The following is a 26497-nucleotide window of genomic DNA, read 5'->3' as shown; positions in this document are numbered from 1 at the left end:
GTTTTGCGCGTTATCGCAGGGCAAGCCCGCCACGTGTCCGGTACACGAATTCGTGCGGGCCTGTCTCGCGATGACGTCTCAGGCTTTGTTCAGATACATCCGCGTGGTCAGCAGATACACCGGCAATCCCGACACGACGATCAGCAATGCCGCATAAGGTGCCGCCGCCGCAAACTCGACGTTGGCGGTGTGCGCCCATACCTCGGTGGCCAGTGTGGTCATGCCGGTCGGGCTGAGCAGTAGGGTCGCGGTCAACTCCTTCATCGCATCCAGGAATACCAGGGCGAACGCCGCCGCCATCGCCGGGAAGATGATCGGCAGGGTGACCCGGCAGAACGCCGCGAAACTGCTAGCACCCAGGGTGCGCGCGGCTTCTTCCAGCGTCGGCGAGGCCTTGTTCAGCGCGGTGCGCACCGGCGACTGCGCCAAGGGCAGGAACAGCAAGGCATAGGCCAGGATCAGCAGCGCGGTGGTCTGGTACAGCGCCGGCACATAGTGCAGGGCGAAGAACACCAGGGTCAGGGCGATCACCAGCCCGGGCAGGGCGTGCAGCAGGTACGGCAGACGCTCGGCCCAGATCGCCAGGCGCCCCTTGTAGCGCACCACCAGGAAGCTGATCGGCAGCGCCAGCAGCACGCAGAAACCGGCGCCGCCCAAGGATACCGACAGCGAGGTGGCCAGGGCCTTGCCGATGGCCGCGACCGGGAAGGCCGCCGACGAACCGACGCTGAGCCAGTAGCCGAGCATCGCCAGCGGAATGCCGCTGCCCAACACTGCCAGGGCCAGGCAGAACAATTGCCCCAGTGGCATCCAGCCGCGCAGGCGCAGCGGTTGCGCGCGACGAGCGACACCCTGGCCAATGCGCACATGGCGGGCCTTGCCGCGTACCCGCAGTTCCAGCCACAGCATCGCCAGGCACAGCACCAACAGCACCGCCGAGAGCATGGCCGCGTTGGCGTTGCTGAATTCCAGCTCGAACTGCTGGTAGATCGCCGTGGTGAAGGTCTGCAGGCCGAGGATCGACAGGGCGCCGAACTCCACCAGCATGTGCAGGGCGATCAGCAGCGCGCCGCCCAGCATCGATGGCCACAGCAGCGGCAGGGTGATCTTGTGGAAAACGCCCCAGCGGCCGCAGCCCAGCGTGCGCGCCGATTCCTCCAGCGAGGTGTCGAGGTTGCGCAGGGTGGCGGCCACCGGCAGGAACACCAACGGGTATTTCGACAGCGCCATCACCAGAATGGCCCCACCCAAGCCCTCGAAGTCCGAACTCAGCGACACCCAGGTGAAGCTGCTGACAAACGACGGCACGGCGAACGGCAGGCACAGCACCACGCCCCACAGGCGCCGCCCCGGCAGGTCGCTGCGCTCCAGCAGCCAGGCCAGGGCCACGCCAACCAGCAGACACAGCACGGTGACGCCGACCATCAGCATCAGGGTGTTGCGCAGCAGACCCCAGACAAACGGGCGCCAGAGCAGGCGCAGGGCTTCGTGCCAGCCGGCTTCCCAGGCCTTGAGCCCGACATAAAGCAATGGCAACAGGCTCATCGTCACCAGGAACAACACGGGCAACACCACCCAGACGGAGGGTCGCTTGCGCTTCGGTACGAAGCGCGACAAGGCGGGCGAGGGCAGGGCGGCGGTCATCAGAGCAGGCCAACCTCACGTTCAAGCTCGATCGCTTCCTCGGCATTGCCAAGGTCGGCCGGCGAGATCTTCGGCGGGCGCAGCTCATCGAACGGCTTCAGGCCACGGTCCGAGACCATGCCTTTGTGCAGTGGGTATTCGGCGGTGGTCTGGGTGATCACCCGCTGGCCTTCTTCACTGGCCATCCAGTTGAGCAGGGCCTGGGCTTCCTTGGGGTGCTTGCTGGCCTTGACCACCGCGGCGCCGGAAATGGTCACCAGGTTGCCAGCATCGCCATCGGCCAGGTAGTAAAGCTTGGAGTCCAGCTTGCCGCGCTCGCGCTCGAGGGCATACCAGTAGTAGTTGTTCACCAGTACCGCGGCCACTTCGCCTTTTTCCACGGCCTTGAGGGCCACCATGTTGTTGGTGTAGGTCTTGCCGAAGGCTTTCAGGCCGGTCAGCCATTCTTCGGTGGCTTCGCGGCCATGCATCTTCAGGATGGCCACGGCCTGTTCCTGGAAGGCGCCGCTGGTGGGGACGTAGCCGACACGCCCTTCCCATTCGGGATTGGCGAAGTCCATGACCGTGGTCGGCAGGTCTTTCTCGTCGATCTTCTTCGGGTTGAACACCACGATACGGGTGCGCGCGGTGATGCCCATCCAGGTGCCGTTGGCGCCCACATATTCCTTGGGCATCATGTTCGCGGTGACGTCGTCGATCTTCGCCAGCAGGCCCAGTTCGCCCAGGTTGTTCAGGGGCGGGGATTCCTCGGTGTAGATGATGTCGGCCGGCGAGCGTGCGCCTTCCTCGATGATCTGGCTGGCCAGCTGGTTGCTGCTGCCCTTGCGGATATTGATGTGGATGCCGGTCTTGGCCTCGTAGGCCTTGGCGATGGCGTCACCGATTTCCTTGTGCTGGCCGTTGTACATCGTCAGCGTGACCGGTTCGTCTGCCAGGGCGGCCGGAGCGCCGATCACCAGGCTCAGAACTGCGGCGGCCAGGGTGCGCATCAGCGGTTGCGGGCGGATCGTCATGCGGGTATTTCCTCGCTTACGGCTACATATTTGGAAACAATGGTAAACGAAATTGTTTCTCAAATGGGCGCATGACGGGAAATTCATGGGATCTGTGTAGGAGCGGCCTTGTGCCGCGAAAGGGTCGCGCAGCGGCCCTAGGTTTCAGCGTTCACGTCAAGATCGCCGGGGTCGCTGTGCGACCCTTTCGCGGCACAAGGCCGCTCCTACAGGGGGCGCGTCGGGTGGCTGCAAAAATCGCAGGCAAGAAAAAACCCACTAGCAAGCTAGTGGGTTTTTGTATGGTGCCCAGGAGAAGACTCGAACTTCCACGACCGTTAAGTCACTGATACCTGAAACCAGCGCGTCTACCAATTCCGCCACCTGGGCAAAGCTTTGCATCATCTGATGAAGGCGACTATCGTTCGCTTTCACACAGTAGTAACAGATCCTTGGTCATCTGTTACTTGAAAAATTTTGGTGCCCAGGAGAAGACTCGAACTTCCACGACCGTTAAGTCACTGATACCTGAAACCAGCGCGTCTACCAATTCCGCCACCTGGGCAAAGCTTTGCATCATCTGATGAAGGCGACTATCGTTCGCTTTCACACAGTAGTAACAGATCCTTGGTCATCTGTTACTTGAAAAATTTTGGTGCCCAGGAGAAGACTCGAACTTCCACGACCGTTAAGTCACTGATACCTGAAACCAGCGCGTCTACCAATTCCGCCACCTGGGCACACATTCGAGATTACAAGATGCTTTACAGCGTCGTTCATCTCTACTACAACTTCGGGGTTGTCCGTCGTTGTGGTGCGCACTATACGGACGCTCCTGATGCCTGTAAACCCCTCGAACGAAAAAAAATTCAAAAAATTCAACTTGTTGATTCCGCAGGCCTATTGCTGCACGACGGACGCACTGCCGGGGCTGTCCAAGGCTGACATTTCCGGTTTCAATACGCCTATGCCAGAATTCATATCTATATACCCCAAGGTGAACCCCTTCTGATGGCCGATTGGCAATCCCTCGATCCCGAGGCCGCTCGCGAAGCGGAAAAATACGACAACCCCATCCCCAGCCGTGAGCTGATCCTGCAGCGCCTGGCCGACCGTGGCGAACCGGCTGCCCGTGAACAGCTGGCTGAAGAGTTCGGTCTTTACGAAGAAGACCAGATCGAAGCCCTGCGTCGCCGCTTGCGTGCCATGGAACGCGATGGCCAGCTTATCTATACCCGGCGCGGCACTTATGCCCCGGTAGACAAGCTCGACCTGATCTGCGGCCGTGTTTCCGGCCACCGTGACGGCTTCGGTTTCCTGATCCCCGACGACGGCAGCGAGGACCTGTTCCTCAGCCCGGCACAGATGCGCCTGGTGTTCGACGGCGACCGCGGCCTGGCCCGGGTGTCCGGTGTCGACCGCCGTGGCCGCCGCGAAGGCGTGCTGGTCGAAGTCATCTCCCGCGCCCATGAAAGCGTGGTCGGCCGCTACTTCGAAGAGGGCGGCATCGGCTACGTGACCCCGGACAACCCGAAGATCCAGCAGGAAGTGCTGGTCACCGCCGGGCGTAACGGCGGCGCCAAGATCGGCCAGTTCGTGTCGATCAAGATCACCCACTGGCCAACCCCGCGCTTCCAGCCCCAGGGCGACGTGATCGAAGTGATCGGCAACTACATGGCGCCGGGCATGGAGATCGACATCGCTCTGCGCAGCTATGACATCCCGCATGTCTGGCCGCAGGACGTGATCAAGGAAGCGCGCAAGTTCCGCTCCGAAGTCGAGGAGAAGGACAAGGAGAAGCGCATCGACCTGCGCCATCTGCCGTTCGTCACCATCGACGGCGAGGATGCCCGCGACTTCGACGACGCCGTCTATTGCGAACCCCTGGGCAAGCTGCGCCTGTTCTCCGGCGGCTGGCGCCTGTATGTGGCGATCGCCGACGTGTCCAGCTACGTGCGCCTGGGCTCGGCCCTGGACGTCGAAGCCCAGCAGCGTGGCAACTCGGTGTACTTCCCCGAGCGCGTGATCCCCATGCTGCCCGAGGAACTGTCCAACGGCCTGTGCTCGCTGAACCCGCACGTCGATCGCCTGGCCATGGTCTGCGAAATGACCATGAACAAGGCCGGCCAGATGGTCGACTACCAGTTCTACGAAGGGGTGATCCACTCCCACGCCCGCCTGACCTACAACAAGGTCAGCAGCATGCTCGAGCATGCCCGTACCCGTGAAGGCAAGGCGCTGCGTGAGGAATACAAGGAAGTCCTGCCGGACCTGAAGAACCTGTACAACCTGTACAAGGTGCTGGTCGACGCCCGTCACACCCGTGGCGCGATCGATTTCGAAACCCAGGAAACCCGCATCATCTTCGGCGAAGACCGCAAGATCGACGAAATTCGTCCGACCGTGCGCAATGACGCCCACAAGCTGATCGAGGAGTGCATGCTGGCGGCCAACGTCGCCACCGCCGAATTCCTGCAGAAGCACAACGTGCCTTCGCTGTACCGCGTGCACGACGGTCCGCCACCAGAGCGCCTGGAAAAACTGCGCGCCTTCCTCGGTGAACTGGGCCTGAGCCTGCACAAGGGCAAGGACCCGTCGCCGAAGGACTACCAGGCACTATTGGCGAGCATCGCTGGGCGCCCGGACTTCCACCTGATCCAGACCGTCATGCTGCGCTCGCTGAGCCAGGCGGTGTACAGCGTCGAGAACAACGGCCACTTCGGCCTGAACTACGAGGCCTACACCCACTTCACCTCGCCGATCCGCCGCTACCCGGACCTGCTGGTGCACCGTGCCATCCGCAGCGTGATCCGCTCCAAGGTCGATACCCCGCACGTCAAGCGGGCCGGCGCCATGAGCATCCCCAAGGCGCGCATCTATCCGTACGACGAGAACAGCCTCGAGCAGATGGGCGAGCAGTGCTCGATGACCGAGCGCCGCGCCGACGAGGCCACACGCGATGTGGTCAACTGGCTCAAGTGCGAGTACATGCGTGATCGCGTGGGCGAGACCTTCCCGGGCGTGATCACCGCGGTGACCGGTTTCGGCCTGTTCATCGAGTTGACCGACATCTATGTCGAAGGCCTGGTGCATGTCAGCGCCCTGCCGGGCGACTACTACCACTTCGACCCGGTGCACCACCGCCTGTCGGGCGAGCGCAGCGGTCGCAGCTTCCGCCTGGGCGATACGGTGGAAGTCAAGGTCATGCGCGTCGACCTCGAACAGCGCAAGATCGACTTCGAGATGTCCGAGAAGACCGTTACCGCACCGGTTGGCCGCAAGCCGCGCAGTGCCGCAGCGCAGCCTGAAACCGAAAAGGCTCCCGCCGCCGAAGCGAAGATTTCGCCCAAGCCGCGTAGCCGCAAGAGCGAAAGCGCCGACGCCTACTTCCCGAAGGACGCCGTGCAGCGCAACGCCGAGGTGCGCAAGAGTCGCGAGATGAAGAAGGCGCTGATGGGCGAGGCGCGCGCCAGCGGCCATGCCGGCAGCAAGTCGGAGAAGGGTGGCAAGTCTTCCGGCAAGCCGACCAAGCATCGCAAGGGGCCGCCCAAGTCCGGCGCGCCACGTAAAGGCAAGAACAAGTCATGAGTCAGCTGGAAAAGATCTACGGTGTACATGCGGTGCAGGCACTGCTGCAGCACCACCCCAAGCGCGTCAAGCAGATCTGGCTGTCCGAAGGGCGCAGCGAACCGCGCATCCAGGCCTTGCTGGCCCTGGCCGCGGAAAACCGCGTCCAGGTCGGCCAGGCCGAGCGCCGTGAGCTCGACACCTGGGTCGAGGGCGTGCACCAGGGCGTGGTCGCCGAGGTGAGTCCGAGCCAGGTGTGGGGCGAGTTGATGCTCGAGGAGTTGCTCGAGCGCACCGAAACGCCGCCGCTGATCCTGGTGCTCGACGGTGTCACCGATCCGCACAATCTCGGTGCCTGCCTGCGCACCGCCGATGCTGCCGGCGCCACCGCCGTGGTGATCCCCAAGGACAAGTCCGCGAGCCTGACCGCCGTGGTGCGCAAGGTGGCCTGCGGCGCCGCGGAAGTGATTCCGCTGGTGGCCGTGACCAACCTGTCCCGCACCCTGGAAAAACTCCAGCAGCGTGGCCTGTGGGTGGTCGGCACTGCCGGCGAGGCCGAGCAGGAGATCTACCAGCAGGACCTGACCGGTCCGCTGGTGATGATCATGGGCGCCGAAGGCAAGGGTATGCGCCGCCTGACCCGCGAGCACTGCGATTTCCTGGTCAAGCTGCCGATGGCGGGCAGCGTCAGCAGCCTCAACGTCTCGGTGGCGACCGGGGTGTGCCTGTTCGAGGCCGTGCGTCAGCGCCAGATCAAACGCTGATGGCTTGATATCGGGCGGCGTGGGAGCGGGCTTGCCCCGCGATGGTGGTGGACTCGACATCGCATCGCGGGGCAAGCCCGCTCCCACGCTCCATGATTGCCCGCGAAATATGTTGCCGGCTGTTCAAATATTCGCCAATCACCTTGCTTGTGCCCCCGGCCTTCTCTACAATTGCGCCCCTTGCCAGCTGGCCGGTGCGCATGCGCCTACACGCCGGGGCAAGACTTACAGTGTCATTCACTCCTTGTCTGACCAGATTCGCTGGCAGACTACTAACCCGTAAGGAGCATTCATGCGTCATTACGAAATCATCTTCCTGGTTCACCCGGACCAGAGCGAGCAAGTCGGCGGCATGGTTGAGCGTTACACCAAGCTGATCGAAGAAGACGGCGGCAAGATCCACCGTCTGGAAGACTGGGGCCGTCGTCAACTGGCCTACGCAATCAACAATGTTCACAAGGCTCACTACGTGATGCTGAACGTTGAGTGCACCGGCAAGGCCCTGGCCGAGCTGGAAGACAACTTCCGCTACAACGATGCCGTGATCCGTAACCTGGTCATCCGTCGTGACGAAGCCGTTACCGGCCCGTCCGAGATGCTCAAGGCAGAAGAGAACCGCAGCGAGCGCCGTGAGCGTCGCGAACGTCCTGAGCATGCTGATGGCGCCGAAGGCGACGACAGCAATGACAGCGACAACAGCGATAACGCTGACGAGTAATCCACGGACCTTTTGAGGAGCCAATCACATGGCACGTTTCTTCCGTCGTCGTAAATTCTGCCGCTTCACTGCTGAAGACGTGAAAGAGATCGACTTCAAAGATCTCAACACCCTGAAAGCTTACGTATCCGAAACCGGCAAGATCGTTCCAAGCCGCATCACCGGTACCAAAGCTCGTTATCAGCGTCAGCTGGCTACCGCTATCAAGCGCGCCCGCTTCCTGGCCCTGCTGCCCTACACCGACAGCCACGGCCGCTGAGACCGGGTCGTCGACTTAAGTAGCAAGGGATAAGCATGCGAGCGTTAGCTGGTTTCATCATGCGCGGTCGTGTGCAGGCCACCCTCGTGGTGGTCATCAGCGCGGTACTGCCGCTGCTGTTCTGGTTGAGTGCCGCCGCCGGGAGCCTGGTGCTCCTGCGGCGCGGGTTCAAGGACGCGTCATCGGTCATCGCCTGGGGCCTTTTGCCAGCGTTGATCATCGCGTTCTTCGGCGAACCAAGCACCTTGCTGGTGCTGTTGGGAACGCTGGGTCTGGCCGCCTTGTTGCGGGCCGGGCATTCCTGGACCCGGGTGCTGCTGTCCAGTGTCGCATTAGGCTTGCTGTACAGCCTGATCCTGGACGCGGTGATGCGCGAGACCTTCGAGGTGCTGGCCAAGGCGCTTGAAAAAGCCCTGCCGCAGATCGAGGGCCAGCCGGTACTACCTGGTGAGCTGATCGGCCCTTTGCTGGTCGCTTCCAGTGCGGTAATGCTGCAGCTGTTCAGCCTGCTGGCTTTGATGCTGGCGCGCTATTGGCAGGCGGCGTTGTACAACCCTGGTGGTTTCGCCCGCGAGTTTCGCGAGCTGAGGCTGCCGCTGGTACCAATGCTGGTGCTGGTGTCATTGATGGTGCTGGGCCCGTTCCTCGGGTCGTCGTTCATCGTCCTGGCCTCCGCCTCCAGCCTGGTGCTGCTGCTTGCTGGCATCGCCCTGGTTCATGGGCTGGTGGCACAGCGGCGACTGGCCGGTTTCTGGCTGGTGGGGATGTACGTGACGCTGCCGCTGCTCATGCAGCTGATGTATCCGTTGCTCGTGGTTTTGGCCATTGTCGACAGCCTGATTGATTTTCGCGGTCGCAAGTCCCCTTCACAGGGTGACGACTCCGCGAACGGTGAAGGTTAAAAGTTAAGAGGTTTTACCAAATGGAACTGATCCTGCTGGAAAAAGTCGCCAACCTGGGCAACCTGGGCGACAAAGTAAACGTTAAGGCTGGTTACGGCCGTAACTTCCTGCTGCCATTCGGCAAGGCCACCGTTGCCAACGCCGCCAACCTGGCCGCGTTCGAAGAACGCCGCGCCGAGCTGGAAAAAGCCGCAGCAGACAAGAAAGCTTCGGCTGAAAGCCGCGCTGCCCAACTGGCCGAGCTGGAAGTGACCATCACTGCCACCGCTGGCGACGAAGGCAAGCTGTTCGGTTCGATCGGCACCCACGACATCGCTGACGCCCTGACCGCCTCCGGCGTTGAAGTGGCCAAGGCTGAAGTTCGTCTGCCGAACGGCACCATCCGTCAGGTTGGCGAATACGACGTAGCCGTGCACCTGCACAGCGACGTTGAAGCCACCGTACGCGTGGTTGTCGTAGCTGCCTAAGCTGCCTTAATCGACTGGCTCCTCGTGGGTCAGGCGGTTAACATCGGGCACGGTCCTGTTTTGTGCAGGCCGTGCCCTTTGTCTTTTTCATCTTCCAGAATTCTTTCGTGGCCATGAACGAGATCACCACCCCCGAACAACTCGACCTGCAAACCGCTGCCCTGAAGGTGCCGCCGCATTCCATCGAGGCCGAACAGGCCGTGCTCGGTGGCCTGATGCTGGACAACAACGCCTGGGAGCGGGTGCTCGACCAAGTTTCGGACGGCGATTTCTACCGGCATGACCACCGCCTGATCTTCCGTGCCATCCACAAGCTGGTGGATGCTAACCAGCCGTTCGACGTGGTGACCCTGCACGAGCAGCTGGACAAGGAAGGCGTGTCCACCCAGGTCGGCGGCCTGGCCTATCTGGCCGAGCTGGCCAAGAACACCCCGTCGGTGGCCAACATCAAGGCCTACGCCGCGATCATCCGCGAGCGGGCCACGCTGCGTCAGCTGATCAGCATCAGCACCGACATCGCCGACAACGCCTTCAACCCCCAGGGGCGCAACGCCGAAGAAATCCTCGACGACGCCGAGCGGCAGATCTTCCAGATCGCCGAGGCGCGGCCGAAGACCGGTGGCCCGGTGGGGGTCAACGAGCTGTTGACCATGGCCATCGACCGCATCGACACGCTGTTCAACTCCGACAGCGACATCACTGGCGTGTCCACCGGTTACACCGACCTGGACGAGAAAACCAGTGGCCTGCAGGCCGCCGACCTGATCATCGTCGCCGGCCGCCCCTCGATGGGCAAGACCACCTTCGCCATGAACCTGGTGGAAAACGCCGTGTTGCGCAGCGAGAAGGTGGTGCTGGTGTTCTCTCTCGAGATGCCCGGTGAGTCGCTGATCATGCGTATGCTTTCGTCCCTGGGCCGGATCGACCAGACCAAGGTGCGTTCCGGTCAGCTGGACGACGACGATTGGCCACGGCTCACTTCGGCGGTCAACCTGCTCAACGACCGCAAACTGTTCATCGACGACACTGCCGGCATCAGCCCTTCGGAGATGCGCGCACGGACCCGCCGACTGGCGCGTGAGCATGGCGAGATCGGCATGATCATGGTCGACTACCTGCAGTTGATGCAGATCCCGGGTTCGGCCGGCGACAACCGCACCAACGAGATTTCCGAGATCTCCCGCTCGCTCAAGGCGCTGGCCAAGGAATTCAACTGCCCGGTGATCGCCCTGTCGCAGCTCAACCGCTCCCTGGAGCAGCGCCCCAACAAGCGCCCGGTCAACTCCGACCTTCGTGAATCGGGTGCGATCGAGCAGGACGCCGACGTGATCATGTTCGTCTACCGCGACGAGGTGTATCACCCCGAGACCGAGCACAAGGGCGTGGCCGAGATCATCATCGGCAAGCAGCGTAACGGCCCCATCGGCTTCGTGCGCCTGGCGTTCATCGGCAAGTACACCCGCTTCGAGAACCTCGCGCCGGGCATGTACAATTTCGACGACGACGAATAAAGGCTGCCCAGGAACCCTGTAGGAGCGGCCTTGTGCCGCGAAAGGGCCGCAAGGCCCCAGCATTTTGCACTACTGCTGAATTGCTGGGGCCGCCATGCGGCCCTTTCGCGGCGCAAGGCCGCTCCTACAAAGACCGTGCCCACCACGTTATTCGTCTGCCCCATGAATCCGACCACTACCGTCGGATTTGGTCAAAATTTGTGCTATATTCCGCGCCCGCGATTTTCCTGCACATTAGAACCGGTCACTGACATGCAAGCAGCCAAACCACTCTACGACTATCCCAAGTACTGGGCCGAATGCTTCGGGCCAGCGCCTTTCCTGCCGATGAGCAGGGAGGAGATGGATCAGCTCGGCTGGGATTCCTGCGACATCATCATCGTGACCGGTGACGCCTACGTCGACCATGCGTCGTTCGGCATGGCCATCATTGGCCGCCTGTTGGAAGCCCAGGGTTTCCGCGTGGGCATCATCGCCCAGCCGAACTGGCAGTCGAAAGACGACTTCATGAAGCTCGGCGAGCCGAACCTGTTCTTCGGTGTGGCTGCGGGCAACATGGACTCGATGATCAACCGCTACACCGCGGACAAGAAGATCCGTTCCGATGACGCCTACACTCCCGGCGGCATGGCCGGCAAGCGTCCGGACCGCGCCAGCCTGGTGTACAGCCAGCGCTGCAAGGAAGCCTACAAGCACGTGCCGATCGTGCTCGGCGGCATCGAGGCCTCGCTGCGCCGCATCGCCCACTACGACTACTGGCAGGACAAGGTCCGCCACTCGATCCTGGTCGACGCCAGCGCCGACATCCTGCTGTACGGCAACGCCGAGCGGGCGATCGTCGAGGTCGCCCAGCGCCTGTCCCAGGGTGAAAGCATCGAGCACATCACCGACGTGCGCGGCACCGCGTTCATTCGCCGCGACACGCCGCAGGGCTGGTTCGAGATCGACTCCACCCGCATCGACCGTCCGGGCCGGGTCGACAAGATCATCAACCCGTACGTGAACACCCAGGACACCCAGGCCTGCGCCATCGAGCAGGCCAAGGGCGAGCAGGAAGACCCGAACGAAGCCAAGGTCGTGCAGATCCTCGACAGCCCGAGCGTCACCCGCGAGAAGTCGGTGATCCGCCTGCCGTCGTTCGAGAAGGTACGCAACGACCCGGTGCTCTATGCCCACGCCAACCGCGTGCTGCACCTGGAGACCAACCCGGGCAACGCCCGCGCCCTGGTGCAGAAGCATGGCGACGTGGATGTGTGGTTCAACCCGCCACCCATCCCCATGACCACCGAGGAAATGGACTACGTGTTCGGCATGCCCTACGCGCGTATCCCGCACCCGGCCTATGGCAAGGAGCGCATCCCGGCCTACGAGATGATCCGCTTCTCGGTGAACATCATGCGTGGCTGCTTCGGTGGCTGCACCTTCTGCTCGATCACCGAGCACGAAGGCCGGATCATCCAGAACCGCTCCCACGAGTCGATCCTGCACGAGATCGAGGAGATGCGCGACAAGGTGCCGGGCTTCACCGGCGTGGTCTCCGACCTCGGCGGCCCGACCGCCAACATGTACCGCATCGCCTGCAAGAGCCACGACATCGAGAAGCATTGCCGCAAGCCGTCGTGCGTGTTCCCGGGCATCTGCGAGAACCTCAACACCGACCACAGCTCGCTGATCGAGCTGTACCGCAAGGCCCGTGCCTTGCCGGGGGTGAAGAAGATCCTGATCGCCTCGGGCCTGCGCTACGACCTGGCGGTCGAGTCGCCGGAATACGTGCGCGAGCTGGTCACCCACCACGTCGGCGGCTACCTGAAGATTGCCCCGGAGCACACCGAGCGTGGCCCGCTGGACAAGATGATGAAGCCGGGCATCGGCACCTACGACCGCTTCAAGCGCATGTTCGAGAAGTTCTCGAAAGAGGCGGGCAAGGAGCAGTACCTGATCCCGTACTTCATCGCCGCGCACCCGGGCACCACCGACGAAGACATGATGAACCTGGCCTTGTGGCTCAAGGGCAACGGTTTCCGCGCCGACCAGGTGCAGGCGTTCTACCCCTCGCCGATGGCCTCGGCCACGGCCATGTACCACTCGGGCAAGAACCCGCTGCGCAAGGTCACCTACAAGAGCGAAGGGGTGGAGATCGTCAAGAGCGAGGAGCAGCGCCGGTTGCACAAGGCGTTCCTGCGCTACCACGACCCGAAGGGCTGGCCGATGCTGCGTGAAGCGCTGCAGCGCATGGGCCGCGCCGACCTGATCGGGCCGGGCAAGCACCAGCTGATCCCGCTGCACCAGCCAGCCACTGATACCTACCAGAGCGCCCGGCGCAAGAACTCGACGCCGGCCGGCAGCCACAAGGTGGGCAAGGACCAGAAGATCCTCACCCAGCACACCGGCCTGCCACCGCGCGCCAGTGACGGCAGCAAGCCGTGGGACAAGCGCGAGAAGGCCAAGGCCGAGGCGTTCGCCCGCAACCAGCAGGCGGCCAAGGAGCGTAAAGAGGCAGCCAAGGGCGGCAAGGGCAAGAAGCCGCGCCAGCCGGTCATTCCGCGCTGATTGATCTTTCATGGGGCTGCTTTGCAGCCCTTTCGCGGCACAAGGCCGCTCCTACAGGCGAATGCGATCACCTGTAGGAGCGGCCTTGTGCCGCGAAAGGACCGCAACGCGGTCCCAGGCTCTCAGTCTTCAATCCGGCTGCTTGTCGACCCACTTCGGCAGCACCGGCGATTCGAATCGATCCATCCCCTCCAGCAGCGCCTCCGGCTGCTGCCCAAGCAACAGCATCGCCCGATGCTGCGGCCGCACGAAGCCCTCTTCGACGATTTGGTCGAGGAACCCGCCCAGCTTTTCATAGAACCCGTTCACATCCAGCAGCCCCAACGGCTTGGCGTGATAGCCCAACTGCCCCCAGGTCCACACCTCGAACAGCTCCTCCAGCGTCCCCAGACCACCCGGCAGGGCGATGAAGGCATCGCTGAGCTCGGCCATGCGCGCCTTGCGCGCATGCATGCCATCCACCACTTCCAGGCGAGTCAGGCCCTTGTGGCCGATCTCGGCGTTCATCAGGCTCTGGGGAATGATGCCGATGACTTCGCCACCGGCGGCCAGGGCGGCATCGGCGACGGTGCCCATCAGGCCGACCGCGCCACCGCCGTAGACCAGGGTCAGGCCTCGGCGGGCGATGGCCTGGCCAAGGGCGATGGCAGCTTCGCGATAGGCGGGGTTGGCACCGATGCTGGCGCCACAGAAGACACAAACGGAACGTACAGGCATTGCTTATCTCCCTTTACATGCGCGCACAGGGTAAGGCGCATGCCTGTCGCTTCCAAGGGGGGAGATCACTCGGGGCGGGCGAATTCGCAGATGGCGCCACTGGCTCCGTGGGCGTAGGCGGCGAGCAGGCTGTTCATGAAGCTGGAAAGGGACATTTCATTCAACTCCTAAATGAGAGGTTGTCCCATCGTCTATCAAGAGGGCATGATGTGCACTTTGATTGGTTGTATACAATCCATTGAACAAATCTACTGCCTGGCCACTTGACACCCCTTGACCCACATCAGGTACGGGCGTCCTGTTTTCAGGCAATCTCGCAATTGATAAAACCCTGCCAAGGAGATTCATGATGTTTGCGAAAGCTGTAGCGGTATCCCTGCTGACCCTCGCCAGCGCCTCTGTCTTTGCCGCCGACTGCAAGGTGACTGTCGACTCGACCGACCAGATGTCGTTCAACACCAAGGAATTCACCATCGACAAGAGCTGCAAGACCGTCGAGATCGAACTGACCCACGGTGGCAGCCTGCCGAAGAACGTCATGGGCCATAACCTGGTCATCAGCAAGACCGCCGACATGCAGGCCATCGCCACCGAAGGCATGTCGCAAGGCCTGGACAAGGACTACATCAAGGCCGACAACGCCGCGATCATCGGCCACACCAAGATGATCGGTGCCGGCGAGAAAGACACCATCAAGCTCGACACCTCGAAGCTGGAAGCCGGTGGCGACTACAGCTTCTTCTGCACCTTCCCGGGCCACATCTCGATGATGAAGGGCAAGGTTGTCGTCAAGTAATGACGATTTGAAACTTGGGAGGGCTTTGCCCTCCTTTCGCGGCACAAGGCCGCTCCTACAGGAGAGTGCATATCCTCTGTAGGAGCGGCCTTGTGCCGCGATGGGCCGCAAAGCGGCCCCGCCAGGCCTCACGGCGCAAACGGCAGCTCGCGCTTGTGCTGGGTCTTGCGGTAGGTAGCGACGATGATGTCGAACGCTGCCTGGTCGACCGGCTGCCCATGCAGGAACGCATCGATCTGCTGGTAGGTCACGCCGTGTGACGCCTCGTCCGGCTTGCCCGGTTCGAGGTCTTCCAGGTCCGCGGTCGGCACTTTCTCCACCAGCGACTCTGGCGCGCCGAAGCTGCGGGCGATGGCCCGCACCTGGTTCTTCACCAGCCCGCTCAGCGGCGCCAGGTCGCACGCCCCGTCACCGAACTTGGTAAAGAATCCCATCACCGCCTCGGCGGCGTGATCGGTGCCGATCACCAAACCCGCGCGGGCACCGGCGACGGTGTACTGGGCGACCATGCGGGTACGCGCCTTGACGTTGCCGACAACGAAGTCCACCAGGGTCGGCGAGCCGTTCTTCAGCTCCTGAACTTCCGCCGCCAGGGCTTTCACCGCCGGGGCGATGTCGATGGTGTGCACCTCGTTGGCCTTGATCACGTCCAGGCAAGCCTGGGCGTCGTGCTCGTCGTGCTGCACCTGGTACGGCAGGCGCACGGCGATGAAGGTGTAGGCCTGGTCGCCGGTCTCGCTGCGCAGCTCGTTGATGGCGCGCTGGGCGAGCAGGGCGGCGGTCAGTGAGTCGACGCCGCCGCTGATGCCCAGTACCAGGGTCTTGAGCCGGGCATTGGCCAGGCAGTCCTTGATGAAGGCCACGCGCCGGGCGACTTCCCGCTCGAGGGCGGCGGCGTCTGCGAACGGCGGCTGCACCTTGAGCGCCCGGGCAATCTCTTGCTGAACGGCTTGCATGGGTTACTCCTTGCTGGGGACTTTGAATACGTGACGCAGGTAAGTGACGAAGTTCTCGTCGCGGCACTGGGTCTTGGCGGCTTCGTCGGAGATCTTCGCCACTGGCGAGCCGTTGCAGTCGGTCATTTTAAGCACGATGTTCATCGGCGCCACGCCGGGTATGTCGCAGGTCAGGTTGGTGCCGATACCGAAGCTGACATTGATGCGCCCGCGCAGGGCACGGAAGATCTCCAGCGAGCGGGTCAGGTTCAGGCCGTCGGAGAACACCAGGGTCTTGGTCATCGGGTCGATCCCCAGTTTCTGGTAGTGGGCGATGGCCTTCTCGGCCCAGGCCACCGGCTCGCCGGAGTCGTGGCGCAGGCCGTCGAACAGCTTGGCGAAGTACAGGTCGAAGTCCTGGAGGAAGGCATCCATGGTGATGCAGTCGGTCAGGGCGATGCCGAGCAATCCACGGTATTCGCGGACCCAGCAGTCCAGTGCGGCGATCTGACTGTCGATCAGCCGCGGGCCGAGCTGCTGGTGGGCCATGATCCACTCGTGGGCCATGGTGCCCAGGGGCTTGATATCCAGTTTCCATGCCAGGTCGACGTTGCTGGTGCCGACGAAGCGGCCCGGGAACTCATCGCGCAGCACCCGCACCACTTCCTCCTGCACACGGCTGGAGAAACGCCGGCGGGTGCCGAAGTCGGCCACCTGCAGGTGGGCCAGTTCGTCGTCGCTGGCGTGGGCGCGCAGCCAGTCGAACTTGCGGTGCAGCTGGTCGCGGGCTTCGGCCAGGCGCATGCGCGGGTGCAGGTGGCGGTTGCGCACCTCGCTGATGATGGCCAGCAACGGCACCTCGAAGAGGATCACATGCAGCCAGGGGCCGCGCAGGCGCAGGAACAGCTGATCGTTTTCGATACCGATGCGCACATAGCGCAGGTTGAAGCGGAACAGGCGCAGGAAGCGCAGGAAGTCCGGCTTGAGGAAGCTGATGCGCTCGAGGAAGGCCAGTTGGTCATCGTCCAGGGTCAGCTCGCTGAGCAGTTCGAGCTGGTTGCGGATCTCCCCCAGGTAGGGCCGCAGGTCTTCGCCATTGCGGCAGCGGAATTCCCATTCGACGTCGGCGTCCGGGTAGTTGTGCAGGACGGCCTGCATCATCGTCAGTTTGTAGAAGTCGGTGTCGAGCAGGTTGTGCACGATGCGCTCGGCGAATGCGCTCTCGCTCATCAGGGGGAAGCTCCAAGGCGGGCAATGGCGGCTATTGTGCCAGCCTTTGGGGTGATATTGCGCCTGTACCGGCCTCTTCGCGGGTAAACCCGCTCCCACAGGTAGAGTGCCATCCTGTGACAGCAACTGTCTTTTGTGGAAGCTGACTCCTCCATGCGAGGCCCAGGCGTCGCGCGGTCCATGTGGGAGCGGGTTTACCCGCGAAGAGGCCGGCTCAGGCAAAACAGGTGTTTTTCCGTGCACCGACTAGCCTTCTAACGGTGCCGCCTGTAGCAGTCACGCACCAGCGGTGTGCAGTTCGGTGACGTCCGTTGTTACAGGTCGGTTGCACGTTAACACTCGCAAGGGTTGCAATGATGGCGCTCGAAGGTTGCTCCTTGTCTAGGCGTGTCGGTAGCGCTTGCTCCGCAGTAGACGGTTGCACGCTCAATAAAGAAAAGGCCGCCGGTCGCCACTGTTCACCCCCTGTCGTGTGTTTTCCCGGAAGACAAAACCACTGGCACGGCCCTTGCTCGGAGCACAGGGCTGAGAAGTTGTAGTGCCAACCAAAAAAAATATTCTAGGAGCACCACCTCATGTCGCAGACGTTTTACAAGAAAGGTTTCCTGGCACTGGCCGTAGCCACGGCACTGGGTGTTTCTTCGTATGTTCAGGCCGACATCAAGATCGGCGTCGCAGGTCCCATGACCGGGGCCAACGCAGCGTTTGGCGAGCAGTACATGAAAGGTGCGCAGGCAGCGGCCGATGTGATCAACAAGGCCGGTGGCGTGAACGGCGAGAAGATCGTCCTGGTCAAGGGCGATGACGCCTGCGAGCCGAAGCAGGCCGTGGCCGTGGCCAACCGCCTGGTCGACCAGGACAAGGTGGCAGGCGTGGTCGGTCACTTCTGCTCCTCCAACACCATCCCCGCTTCCGAGGTCTACGACGAGGCCGGCGTGATCGCCATCACCCCAGGCTCCACCAACCCGCAAGTGACCGAGCGCGGCCTGTCCGCGATGTTCCGCATGTGCGGCCGTGACGACCAGCAGGGCATCGTCGCCGGCAACTACATCGTCGATGTGCTCAAGGGCAAGAAGGTCGTGGTGCTGCACGACAAGGACACCTATGGCCAGGGCCTGGCCGACGCGACCAAGGCGCAACTGGAAAAACGTGGCGTCAAACCGGTGCTGTATGAAGGCCTGACCCGTGGCGAAAAGGACTTCAGCGCCGTGGTCACCAAGATCCGCGCCGCCGGTGCCGATGTCGTCTACTTCGGCGGCCTGCACCCGGAGGCCGGTCCGCTGGTACGCCAGTTGCGCGAGCAGGGCCTGAAGGATGTGGCGTTCATGTCCGACGACGGCATCGTCACCGACGAACTGGTGGCAACCGCCGGCGGCGCCCAGTACACCAACGGCGTGTACATGACCTTCGGCGCCGACCCGCGCCTGCTGCCCGACAGCAAGACCGTGGTCGAGGAGTTCCGCAAGAACGGCACCGAGCCAGAGGGCTACACCCTGTACGCCTACGCTTCGGTCCAGGCCCTGGCCGCCGCCTTCAACGGCGCCAAGTCGAACAAGGGCGAGGACGCCGCCAAGTGGCTGAAGGCCAACCCGGTCAAGACCGTCATGGGCGAGAAGAAGTGGGACAGCAAGGGCGACCTGACCGTCTCCGACTACGTGGTCTACCAGTGGGATGCCAACGGCAAGTACCACCAGCTGGAAAAACAAAAATAAAAACGGCCAACGGCCCGCGTGCGTTTCGCACCGGGCCGTAGCCCCGCGGTACCTGTCATTGTCAGTAGATCTGCACAGTTCTGCGCTGCGAGGGCCGTTGCATCCGGATCCTGCGTGGTCGGCGCTCGTGCAATCTCAATCAGGTGAGATTGCGTTATGGATGGTATTTTCCTGCAGCAACTGGTCAACGGCCTGACCCTCGGGTCGGTCTACGGCCTGATCGCCATCGGCTACACAATGGTCTATGGCATCATCGGCATGATCAACTTCGCGCACGGCGAGGTGTACATGATCTCCGCGTACCTCGCGGCGATCAGCCTGGCATTGCTGGCCTACTTCGGCATCGAGTCGTTTCCGCTGCTGATGTTGGGCACCCTGTTGTTCACCATCGTCGTCACCGGCGTCTATGGCTTCACCATCGAACGCATCGCCTACAAACCCCTGCGCAACTCCACCCGCCTGGCCCCGCTGATCAGCGCCATCGGCATCTCGCTGATCCTGCAGAACTACGCGCAGATCAGCCAGGGCGCCCGCCAGCAAGGCGTGCCGACCCTGCTCGAAGGCGCCATGCGCGTGGAGGTGGGTACAGGCTTCGTGCAACTGACCTACACCAAGATCTTCATCCTGGTGGCCGCCTTCGTCGGCATGGCGCTGCTCACCTACGTCATCAAGTACACCAAGCTCGGGCGCATGTGCCGGGCGACGCAGCAGGATCGCAAGATGGCCTCGATTCTGGGCATCAACACCGACCGGGTGATCTCCTACGTGTTCGTCATCGGTGCGGTGATGGCCGCGCTGGCCGGTGTGCTGATCACCATGAACTACGGCACCTTCGACTTCTACGCCGGCTTCATCATCGGCATCAAGGCGTTCACCGCCGCGGTGCTCGGCGGTATCGGCTCGCTGCCGGGGGCGATGCTCGGCGGCATCATCCTGGGGATCTCCGAATCGTTGTTCTCCGGCCTGATCAACTCCGACTACAAGGACGTGTTCAGCTTCTCGCTGCTGGTGATGATCCTCATCTTCCGTCCCCAAGGCCTGCTGGGTCGCCCGCTCGTGGCTAAGGTGTGAACATGTCCGCTGCCAATTCTGCCTCTATTGCCCAATCCAAGGGTTTCGACCTCAAACGCAGCCTGCTGGAGACGATCGTCGCCGGCCTGCTGGCGCTCATCGTCTTCGGTCCGGTCGTCGGCGTGGTGCTCGACGGCTACAGCTTCAACGCCGAGCCGGCCCGCGTGGCCTGGCTGGTCGGCGGTGTGATGATCGGGCGTTTCATCCTCAGTGTGTTCCTGCAGACACCGACCGGCCAGCGCATGCTCCAGGGCTTCGACAGCGGTGGTTCGGGCGTGCATGTACTGGCGCCGGACTACAAGTCGCGGCTGCGCTACATCATCCCGGCGCTGATCGTCATCGCCATCGTGTTCCCGGTGTTCGCCAACAAGTACCTGCTGACCGTGGTCATCCTCGGCCTGATCTACGTGCTGCTGGGCCTGGGCCTGAACATCGTGGTGGGCCTGGCGGGCCTGCTCGACCTGGGTTACGTGGCGTTTTACGCCATCGGCGCCTACGGCCTGGCCCTCGGCTACCAGTACCTGGGCCTGGGCTTCTGGAGCGTGCTGCCGCTGGCGGCGATCGCTGCGGCGCTGGCCGGGTGCATCCTCGGTTTCCCGGTGTTGCGAATGCATGGTGACTACCTGGCCATCGTCACTTTGGGCTTCGGCGAGATCATCCGCCTGGTGCTGAACAACTGGCTGTCGTTCACCGGTGGCCCGAACGGCATGCCGGCGCCGTCGCCGACCTTCCTGGGGCTGGAGTTCGGCCGTCGGGCGAAGGACGGCGGAGTGCCGATCCATGAGTTCTTCGGCTTCGATTACAACCCTAACCTTAAGTTCGTGTTCATCTATGCCGTGCTGTTCCTGGTGGTACTGGCGGTGCTGTACATCAAGCACCGGTTGACCCGCATGCCGGTCGGGCGCGCCTGGGAGGCCCTGCGCGAGGACGAGATCGCCTGCCGCTCCATGGGCCTGAACCATGTACTGGTCAAGCTCTCGGCGTTCACCCTGGGCGCTTCCACCGCCGGCCTGGCCGGGGTGTTCTTCGCCACCTACCAGGGCTTCGTCAACCCGTCGTCGTTCACCTTCTTCGAGTCGGCGCTGATCCTGGCCATCGTCGTGCTTGGCGGCATGGGCTCGACCGTGGGCGTAGTGATAGCGGCATTCGTGCTGACCGTGGCCCCGGAGCTGCTGCGCAGCTTCTCCGAGTACCGGGTGCTGCTGTTCGGCGTGCTGATGGTGCTGATGATGATCTGGCGACCGCGGGGGCTGATCCGCATCAGCCGCACCGGCGTGGTCCCGCGTAAAGGAGTGGCGCCATGAGCGACGAAATCATTCTGTCGGTCGACAACCTGATGATGCAGTTCGGCGGGATCAAGGCGCTCAGCGATGTCAGCCTGAAGGTCAAGCGTAACCAGATCTTCGCCCTGATCGGTCCCAACGGCGCCGGCAAGACCACTGTGTTCAACTGCCTCACCGGCTTCTACAAGGCCAGCGGCGGGCGTATCGAGCTGAACGTGCGCGGCAGCCACACCAACGTCATCCAGCTGCTCGGCGAGCGCTTCCAGGCGGCGGACTTCGTCTCGCCGGCGCGCTTCGCCAACCGCCTGTACTACAAGATGTTCGGCGGGACCCACCTGGTCAACCGCGCAGGTCTTGCGCGCACCTTCCAGAACATTCGCCTGTTCAAGGAAATGTCGGTGGTGGAGAACCTGCTGGTGGCCCAGCACATGTGGGTCAACCGCAACCTGCTGGCCGGCGTGCTCAACACCCCGGGTTACCGCAAGGCCGAGAGCGACGCGCTGGACCATGCGTTCTATTGGCTGGAGGTGGTCGACCTGGTCGATTGCGCCAACCGCCTGGCTGGCGAGCTGTCGTACGGCCAGCAGCGCCGTCTGGAAATCGCCCGGGCCATGTGCACGCGGCCGAAGATCATCTGCCTGGACGAGCCGGCCGCCGGCCTCAACCCGCAGGAGACCGAGGCCCTCAGCCGCATGATCCGCGTGCTGCGTGACGAGCACGACATCACCGTGGTGCTGATCGAGCACGACATGGGCATGGTCATGAGCATCTCCGATCATATTGTCGTGCTCGACCACGGCAATGTGATCGCCGAAGGTACGCCGCAGGACATCCGCCACAACCCGACGGTGATCGCCGCCTACCTGGGCGCAGATGAAGAGGAGCTGATATGAGCGCGCCCATTCTCGAGTTGAAGGACCTGGATGTGTTCTACGGGCCGATCCAGGCCCTGAAGAAAGTCTCGATGCACATCAACGAAGGCGAGACGGTGAGCTTGATCGGCGCCAACGGCGCGGGCAAGTCGACGTTGCTGATGTCGATCTTCGGCCAACCGCGGGCGGCCTCCGGGCAGATCGTCTATCGCGGCACCGACATCACCCGCAAGTCGTCGCACTACATAGCCTCCAACGGCATCGCCCAGTCACCGGAGGGGCGCCGGGTGTTCCCCGACATGACCGTCGAGGAGAACTTGATGATGGGCACCATTCCGATTGGCGACAAACATGCCGGTGAGGACATGCAGCGCATGTTCGAGCTGTTCCCGCGGCTCAAGGAGCGGCGCAACCAGCGCGCCATGACCATGTCCGGCGGCGAGCAGCAGATGCTCGCCATCGCCCGCGCGCTGATGAGCCGGCCCAAGCTGTTGCTGCTCGACGAGCCATCGCTGGGGCTGGCGCCGATCGTGGTCAAGCAGATCTTCTCCACCTTGCGCGAGCTGGCGCAGACCGGCATGACCATCTTCCTCGTGGAGCAGAACGCCAACCACGCGCTGAAGCTGTCTGATCGAGCCTATGTGATGGTCAACGGGCAGATTCGCATGACCGGGACGGGTCAGGAACTGTTGGTCAACGAGGAGGTGCGTAACGCCTATCTGGGCGGGCACTGAGGATTTAGCACGCTCTTTGTAGGAGCGGCCTTGTGCCGCGAAGCGGCCCCAAGATCTCAGCATCATGTGAAATCGCCGGGGCCGCTTCGCGGCCCTTTCGCGGCACAAGGCCGCTCCTACAGGGGATCGCAGCGCTTGGCGATGCTTTCACCGCATGTGGACAACTTGTCGCATATCTTTCTTGAAACACTCCACAACCCCACTGCAAACCCTTGTTTCCACAAGTGGAAAACTTTCCACGGATTGTGTGGAACCGCCTGTGGAAAACATGGTGGCACCTCGCTCCAGCCCAGATAAACCAGAGCCTCCAAGCATTTGATCGTTTTTTGACCAAGTGCTGCTTGTGCATGATTTTGCATAGGTTTTGCGCAGCAGATCGGTTTGCCCAGAGTACGTTATTTTCTGTGGATAACTCTGTGAAAAAACCTTGGACAGACCGCCACAGGCAGCATGGTTGAAAGCGTTGCGCCATCATGCAGCGATGTCCACAACCTACAGAGGTTCCCTTGACCCGACGAGTTGCCCCCAATCCGTGGGGAAAGCCTTGTGGATAAGATGCGCATAGCCCGGCGCAGCCCTTCTATCACGGGCATCAGCGGGGTTAGTACGTTTTTTGACCAGTGGCGATGACGGTTGTGGTCGGGCCCTGCGCCGGGCATGCTGCGAGGCCAGTCGACGACAATCCCACGCTGAGGAGAAGAGCATGACATCCACCGTATTCATCACTGGCGCGACGTCCGGTTTTGGCGAGGCCACCGCCCGCCGTTTCGCCGACGCCGGCTGGAAGCTGGTGCTCACTGGTCGGCGCAAGGAGCGCCTGGATGCGTTGTGCCAGGAACTGTCGGCCAAGACCGAGGTGCACAGCCTGGTGGTCGACGTGCGTGACCGCAAGGCGATGGAGGCAGCCATCGCCAGCCTGCCGCCGACCTTCGACAAGCTCCAGGGCCTGGTCAACAACGCCGGCCTGGCGTTGGGTGTCGACGCCGCGCAGAACTGCAGCCTGGACGACTGGGAAACCATGGTCGACACCAACATCAAGGGGCTGATGTACACCACTCGCTTGCTGTTGCCTCGGTTGATTGCCCATGGCCGCGGCGCGTCGATCCTCAACGTCGGTTCGGTGGCGGGCAACTACCCGTACCCGGGCGCGAACGTGTATGGCGGCACCAAGGCCTTCGTCGGCCAGTTCTCGCTGAGCCTGCGCTGCGACCTGCGAGGGACCGGCGTGCGGGTGAGCAATATCGAGCCGGGGCTGTGCGAGAGCGAATTCTCGCTGGTGCGTTTCGGTGGGGACCAGGCGAAGTATGATGCGACCTACGCCGGTGCCGATCCGATCCAGCCCCAGGATATCGCCGAGACCATCTTCTGGATCCTCAACCAGCCGGCGCATATCAACATCAACAGCCTGGAGCTGATGCCGGTGAGCCAGGACTGGGCTGGCTTCTCGATCGACCGATCGGCCAAGGGTTGAATCATGGTGCGGGGTTGCCAGGCAGCCCCGCAGACACGAGGTGTCCACGCTTGAAGAAAATCGCCCTGTTCGCCGATGTGCAGAACCTCTACTACACGGTTCGCCAAGGCCATGGCTGCCATTTCAACTACGCCGCGCTGTGGGCCGAGGTCAGCCGCGAAGGGCAGATCGTCGAGGCGGTGGCCTATGCCATCGACCGTGGCGACAGCAAGCAGCAGCAATTCCAGCAGATCCTGCGCAACCTCGGGTTCGAGGTGCGCCTCAAACCCTTCATCCAGCGCGCCGATGGTTCCGCCAAGGGCGATTGGGACGTGGGCATTACCCTCGATGTCATCGAGGCGGCGGCGCGGGTCGACCAGGTGGTGCTGGCCTCGGGCGACGGTGATTTCGACCTGTTGCTGGAGCGTGCTATGCAACGCCATGGCGTCGAAACGGTGGTCTACGGTGTACCCGGGTTGACAGCCCTGGCACTGATCCGCGCGGCCAGCCGTTATGTGCCCATCGAAGGCAAGTTACTGTTGCGCCACTGACCTGTACACAGGTTCCGGGCTGGAGTGGTGCGTGGGAGCAGTGCGTGGGAGCGGGCTTGCCGCGCGATCGCAATGCCGGCTCTATCGCGGGCCAAGTCGCAACGGCGAACCGCCGCTTCCGCGCTGCTGTTTCAGCTCTTTTTGCCGTTGCCCTCCAGGTGCCCCAGCGGCACCCGTCGCGCCACTGCGCTCGACAGGATGATCGAGGTCTTGGTGAAGCCCAGCTGCGATACGCGGTTGATCAGCGCCTCCAACTCGCCCATCGACGTGACGGCCGCCTGCATGATCACGCACGGGTCGCCGGTCACCCGGTGGCATTCGGTGAGCTCGGGGATTTTCTCCAGGGCCTCGTAGGCCTGCTGGTTGCCATGGCTGGCCAGGCGCAGTTCCATCACGCACTGGATCGGCAGGCCGATCTTCTCCAGATCGACCTTGGCCGTGTAGCCGCTGATTACCCCGCTGGCTTCCAGCTTGGCCACCCGTTCGGCCACCGCCGGGGCCGACAGATTGACCTGGCGCGCCAGCTGCGCGTAGGTGGCCCGGCCATTTTCCAGCAGGGCGGCGAGGAGCATGCGGTCATACTTGTCCATGGTGATTCCTGTTGGCTTTGCAATCGACGGCAAGGTGGCCGAACAACCATCCATTACAAAGTGTTTTGGTGTTTTAAACGTGTTTTATAACTTAAGTTTGCGCCTGGGCCTTTCTAAACTAATCCACCCGTAAACGGATTTCGAGCCCTTGCCATGTCCTCCTCCCGTCGCTTCCCGTTGTTGCTTGTTGGCGCCTTTCTTGCCCTGTACCTGGTCTGGGGCTCGACCTACCTGTTTATCCGCATCGGCGTGGAGTCCTGGCCGCCGATGCTGATGGCCGGGGTGCGTTTCGTGATTGCCGGCAGCCTGCTCTATGGCTTCCTGCGCTGGCGTGGTGTGCCGGCGCCGACCTGGCCCCAGTGGCGCGCGGCCGGGGCGATCGGTTTCCTGTTGCTTAGTTGCGGCAACGGCGGGGTGACCCTGGCCGAGCATGCCGGGGTCGCCTCGGGCGTGGCGGCGTTGGCGGTGGCCACGGTGCCGCTGTTCACCTTGGTGTTCGGCCTGTTCTTCGGCCATCGCAACTCGCGCCTGGAGTGGGCGGGGATCGCTCTCGGGCTGGTCGGCATCGGCATGCTCAACATGGGCTCGAACCTGCAGGCCAGCCCCATGGGCGCGGCGCTGATCCTGTTCGCCGCGGCAGCCTGGGCCTTCGGTTCGGTGTGGAGCAAGAGCCTGCCGCTGCCCCAGGGCGCGATGGCCAGTGCCGCAGAAATGCTGGTGGGCGGCGCCGCGTTGCTGATCGGCAGTGCCGTCAGCGGCGAGCGCCTGACCCAGATGCCCACCGCCGCCGGTTGGGGCGCGTTGGCCTACCTGGTGTTCTTCGGCTCGATCCTGGCATTCAGTTCCTACATGTACCTGCTCAAGCACGTGCGCCCGGCGGCGGCCACCAGCTATGCCTACGTCAACCCGGCGGTGGCGGTGTTGCTGGGGATCGTCTTCGCCGGCGAGCAGATCGGCGCCGAGGAGTGCGTGGCCATGGCGGTGATCATCGGCGCGGTGGTGCTGATCGGCCTGCCGCAGTGGCGCAAGGCGCCGGAGTCGCCAGTGCCGCTCAAAGAAGGGGTGTGCAAATAAGGTAGCGGACTTCTGACCCTGTGGGAGCAACTGTCTTGCTCAATTTCTAGAATCTGGCGCGATCCGTGTGGGAGCGGGCCCTTTGTTCTTTGGGCCACCGTGGTGCTG

23 protein-coding genes and 3 tRNA genes are annotated in these 26497 nt (G+C 62.8%); 17 read left to right on the top strand and 9 right to left on the bottom strand.

The annotated features are described in order from the left end of the window. Window positions 1–78: 78 nt before the first annotated feature. The 5 genes from LU671_RS19935 to LU671_RS19915 form a co-directional block, all read right to left on the bottom strand. Window positions 79–1644 (bottom strand): ABC transporter permease, encoded by a 1566-nt coding sequence (locus tag LU671_RS19935; RefSeq protein ID WP_203650158.1) that lies wholly within the window; start codon window positions 1642–1644, stop codon window positions 79–81. Further along, window positions 1644–2657, bottom strand: a complete 1014-nt coding sequence (locus LU671_RS19930) for an extracellular solute-binding protein (RefSeq protein WP_203650167.1) — start codon at window positions 2655–2657, stop codon at window positions 1644–1646. Before LU671_RS19930 ends, LU671_RS19935 begins: the two co-directional genes overlap by 1 nt. A 282-nt stretch (window positions 2658–2939) precedes the next feature. After that, window positions 2940–3026, bottom strand: a tRNA-Leu gene (locus tag LU671_RS19925). Between the two features lie 88 nt (window positions 3027–3114). Beyond that, window positions 3115–3201, bottom strand: a tRNA-Leu gene (locus LU671_RS19920). Window positions 3202–3289: 88 nt separating this feature from the next. Next, window positions 3290–3376 (bottom strand) — tRNA-Leu (locus LU671_RS19915). Window positions 3377–3647: 271 nt separating this feature from the next. Here LU671_RS19915 and rnr point away from each other — a divergent pair. The 8 genes from rnr to LU671_RS19875 all read left to right on the top strand — a co-directional run bounded on the left by rnr (window position 3648) and on the right by LU671_RS19875 (window position 13374). After that, entirely contained in the window at window positions 3648–6224 is a 2577-nt protein-coding gene (gene rnr / locus LU671_RS19910) for a ribonuclease R (RefSeq protein ID WP_203650175.1), read from the top strand. Beyond that, a complete protein-coding gene (gene rlmB, locus LU671_RS19905; protein WP_203650176.1) occupies window positions 6221–6967 on the top strand; it encodes a 23S rRNA (guanosine(2251)-2'-O)-methyltransferase RlmB in 747 nt (248 codons plus the stop codon). The genes rnr and rlmB overlap by 4 nt, the downstream gene beginning before the upstream one ends. Window positions 6968–7259: 292 nt before the next feature. Beyond that, a complete protein-coding gene (rpsF, locus tag LU671_RS19900; protein ID WP_011535936.1) occupies window positions 7260–7685 on the top strand; it encodes a 30S ribosomal protein S6 in 426 nt (141 codons plus the stop codon). A 28-nt stretch (window positions 7686–7713) separates the two neighbouring features. Further along, the gene (gene rpsR, locus LU671_RS19895; protein WP_003249563.1) at window positions 7714–7944 is read left to right on the top strand and encodes a 30S ribosomal protein S18; all 231 of its coding nucleotides are present in this window, start codon (window positions 7714–7716) and stop codon (window positions 7942–7944) included. A 35-nt stretch (window positions 7945–7979) separates the two neighbouring features. Continuing rightward, window positions 7980–8846 carry a hypothetical protein gene (locus LU671_RS19890; RefSeq protein WP_203650179.1) on the top strand — a complete coding sequence of 289 codons (867 nt, stop codon included), beginning with the start codon at window positions 7980–7982 and terminating at the stop codon, window positions 8844–8846. 20 nt (window positions 8847–8866) lie between these two features. Then, window positions 8867–9313 (top strand): 50S ribosomal protein L9, encoded by a 447-nt coding sequence (gene rplI, locus LU671_RS19885; RefSeq protein ID WP_011535934.1) that lies wholly within the window; start codon window positions 8867–8869, stop codon window positions 9311–9313. Between the two features lie 113 nt (window positions 9314–9426). Then, complete coding sequence (gene dnaB / locus LU671_RS19880) at window positions 9427–10824, top strand: replicative DNA helicase (protein ID WP_110735182.1); 1398 nt, start codon at window positions 9427–9429, stop codon at window positions 10822–10824. A gap of 252 nt (window positions 10825–11076) precedes the next feature. Then, window positions 11077–13374 (top strand): YgiQ family radical SAM protein, encoded by a 2298-nt coding sequence (locus LU671_RS19875; RefSeq protein ID WP_203650185.1) that lies wholly within the window; start codon window positions 11077–11079, stop codon window positions 13372–13374. A 129-nt stretch (window positions 13375–13503) separates the two neighbouring features. On the opposite strand, the gene LU671_RS19870 is transcribed toward LU671_RS19875, so the two are convergent. Continuing rightward, the gene (locus tag LU671_RS19870; protein WP_232856633.1) at window positions 13504–14091 is read right to left on the bottom strand and encodes a TIGR00730 family Rossman fold protein; all 588 of its coding nucleotides are present in this window, start codon (window positions 14089–14091) and stop codon (window positions 13504–13506) included. Window positions 14092–14440: 349 nt separating this feature from the next. Between LU671_RS19870 and azu the strand changes: the two genes are divergently transcribed. Then, window positions 14441–14887: an azurin gene (gene azu, locus LU671_RS19865; RefSeq protein ID WP_050707129.1), complete on the top strand. Its 447-nt coding sequence runs from the start codon at window positions 14441–14443 to the stop codon at window positions 14885–14887. A 128-nt stretch (window positions 14888–15015) separates the two neighbouring features. Here azu and nadE read toward each other — a convergent pair whose 3' ends face one another. Next, window positions 15016–15843, bottom strand: coding sequence for an ammonia-dependent NAD(+) synthetase (gene nadE / locus LU671_RS19860; RefSeq protein ID WP_232856632.1), 828 nt, complete (start codon window positions 15841–15843; stop codon window positions 15016–15018). 3 nt (window positions 15844–15846) lie between these two features. Next, window positions 15847–17052: a nicotinate phosphoribosyltransferase gene (gene pncB, locus LU671_RS19855; protein WP_203650205.1), complete on the bottom strand. Its 1206-nt coding sequence runs from the start codon at window positions 17050–17052 to the stop codon at window positions 15847–15849. Window positions 17053–17627: 575 nt separating this feature from the next. On the opposite strand from pncB, the gene LU671_RS19850 reads away from it, so the two are divergent. The 7 genes from LU671_RS19850 (at window position 17628) to LU671_RS19820 (ending at window position 24725) form a co-directional block, all read left to right on the top strand. After that, window positions 17628–18764, top strand: a complete 1137-nt coding sequence (locus tag LU671_RS19850) for a branched-chain amino acid ABC transporter substrate-binding protein (protein WP_198743819.1) — start codon at window positions 17628–17630, stop codon at window positions 18762–18764. Window positions 18765–18920: 156 nt separating this feature from the next. Then, entirely contained in the window at window positions 18921–19835 is a 915-nt protein-coding gene (locus tag LU671_RS19845) for an ABC transporter permease subunit (protein WP_102683954.1), read from the top strand. A gap of 2 nt (window positions 19836–19837) precedes the next feature. Further along, entirely contained in the window at window positions 19838–21139 is a 1302-nt protein-coding gene (livM, locus tag LU671_RS19840) for a high-affinity branched-chain amino acid ABC transporter permease LivM (RefSeq protein ID WP_232856631.1), read from the top strand. Then, window positions 21136–22011: an ATP-binding cassette domain-containing protein gene (locus tag LU671_RS19835; protein ID WP_050707124.1), complete on the top strand. Its 876-nt coding sequence runs from the start codon at window positions 21136–21138 to the stop codon at window positions 22009–22011. Before livM ends, LU671_RS19835 begins: the two co-directional genes overlap by 4 nt. Then, the gene (locus LU671_RS19830; RefSeq protein ID WP_028688239.1) at window positions 22008–22724 is read left to right on the top strand and encodes an ABC transporter ATP-binding protein; all 717 of its coding nucleotides are present in this window, start codon (window positions 22008–22010) and stop codon (window positions 22722–22724) included. The genes LU671_RS19835 and LU671_RS19830 overlap by 4 nt, the downstream gene beginning before the upstream one ends. A gap of 703 nt (window positions 22725–23427) precedes the next feature. Further along, a complete protein-coding gene (locus LU671_RS19825; RefSeq protein ID WP_203650211.1) occupies window positions 23428–24195 on the top strand; it encodes an SDR family oxidoreductase in 768 nt (255 codons plus the stop codon). Window positions 24196–24245: 50 nt separating this feature from the next. Beyond that, window positions 24246–24725 carry an NYN domain-containing protein gene (locus LU671_RS19820; protein WP_186734492.1) on the top strand — a complete coding sequence of 160 codons (480 nt, stop codon included), beginning with the start codon at window positions 24246–24248 and terminating at the stop codon, window positions 24723–24725. Window positions 24726–24856: 131 nt separating this feature from the next. Here LU671_RS19820 and LU671_RS19815 read toward each other — a convergent pair whose 3' ends face one another. Further along, complete coding sequence (locus tag LU671_RS19815; protein ID WP_110737865.1) at window positions 24857–25315, bottom strand: Lrp/AsnC family transcriptional regulator; 459 nt, start codon at window positions 25313–25315, stop codon at window positions 24857–24859. 153 nt (window positions 25316–25468) lie between these two features. Between LU671_RS19815 and yedA the strand changes: the two genes are divergently transcribed. Beyond that, window positions 25469–26389 (top strand): drug/metabolite exporter YedA, encoded by a 921-nt coding sequence (yedA, locus tag LU671_RS19810; RefSeq protein WP_232856630.1) that lies wholly within the window; start codon window positions 25469–25471, stop codon window positions 26387–26389. Window positions 26390–26497 lie beyond the last annotated feature (108 nt).

It is taken from the genome of Pseudomonas sp. NMI760_13 (assembly GCF_021283245.1).
Classification (GTDB): domain Bacteria; phylum Pseudomonadota; class Gammaproteobacteria; order Pseudomonadales; family Pseudomonadaceae; genus Aquipseudomonas; species Aquipseudomonas peradeniyensis.
Note: the sequence above shows the minus strand (reverse complement) of the source record. Positions and strands in the feature narration are given on the sequence as shown.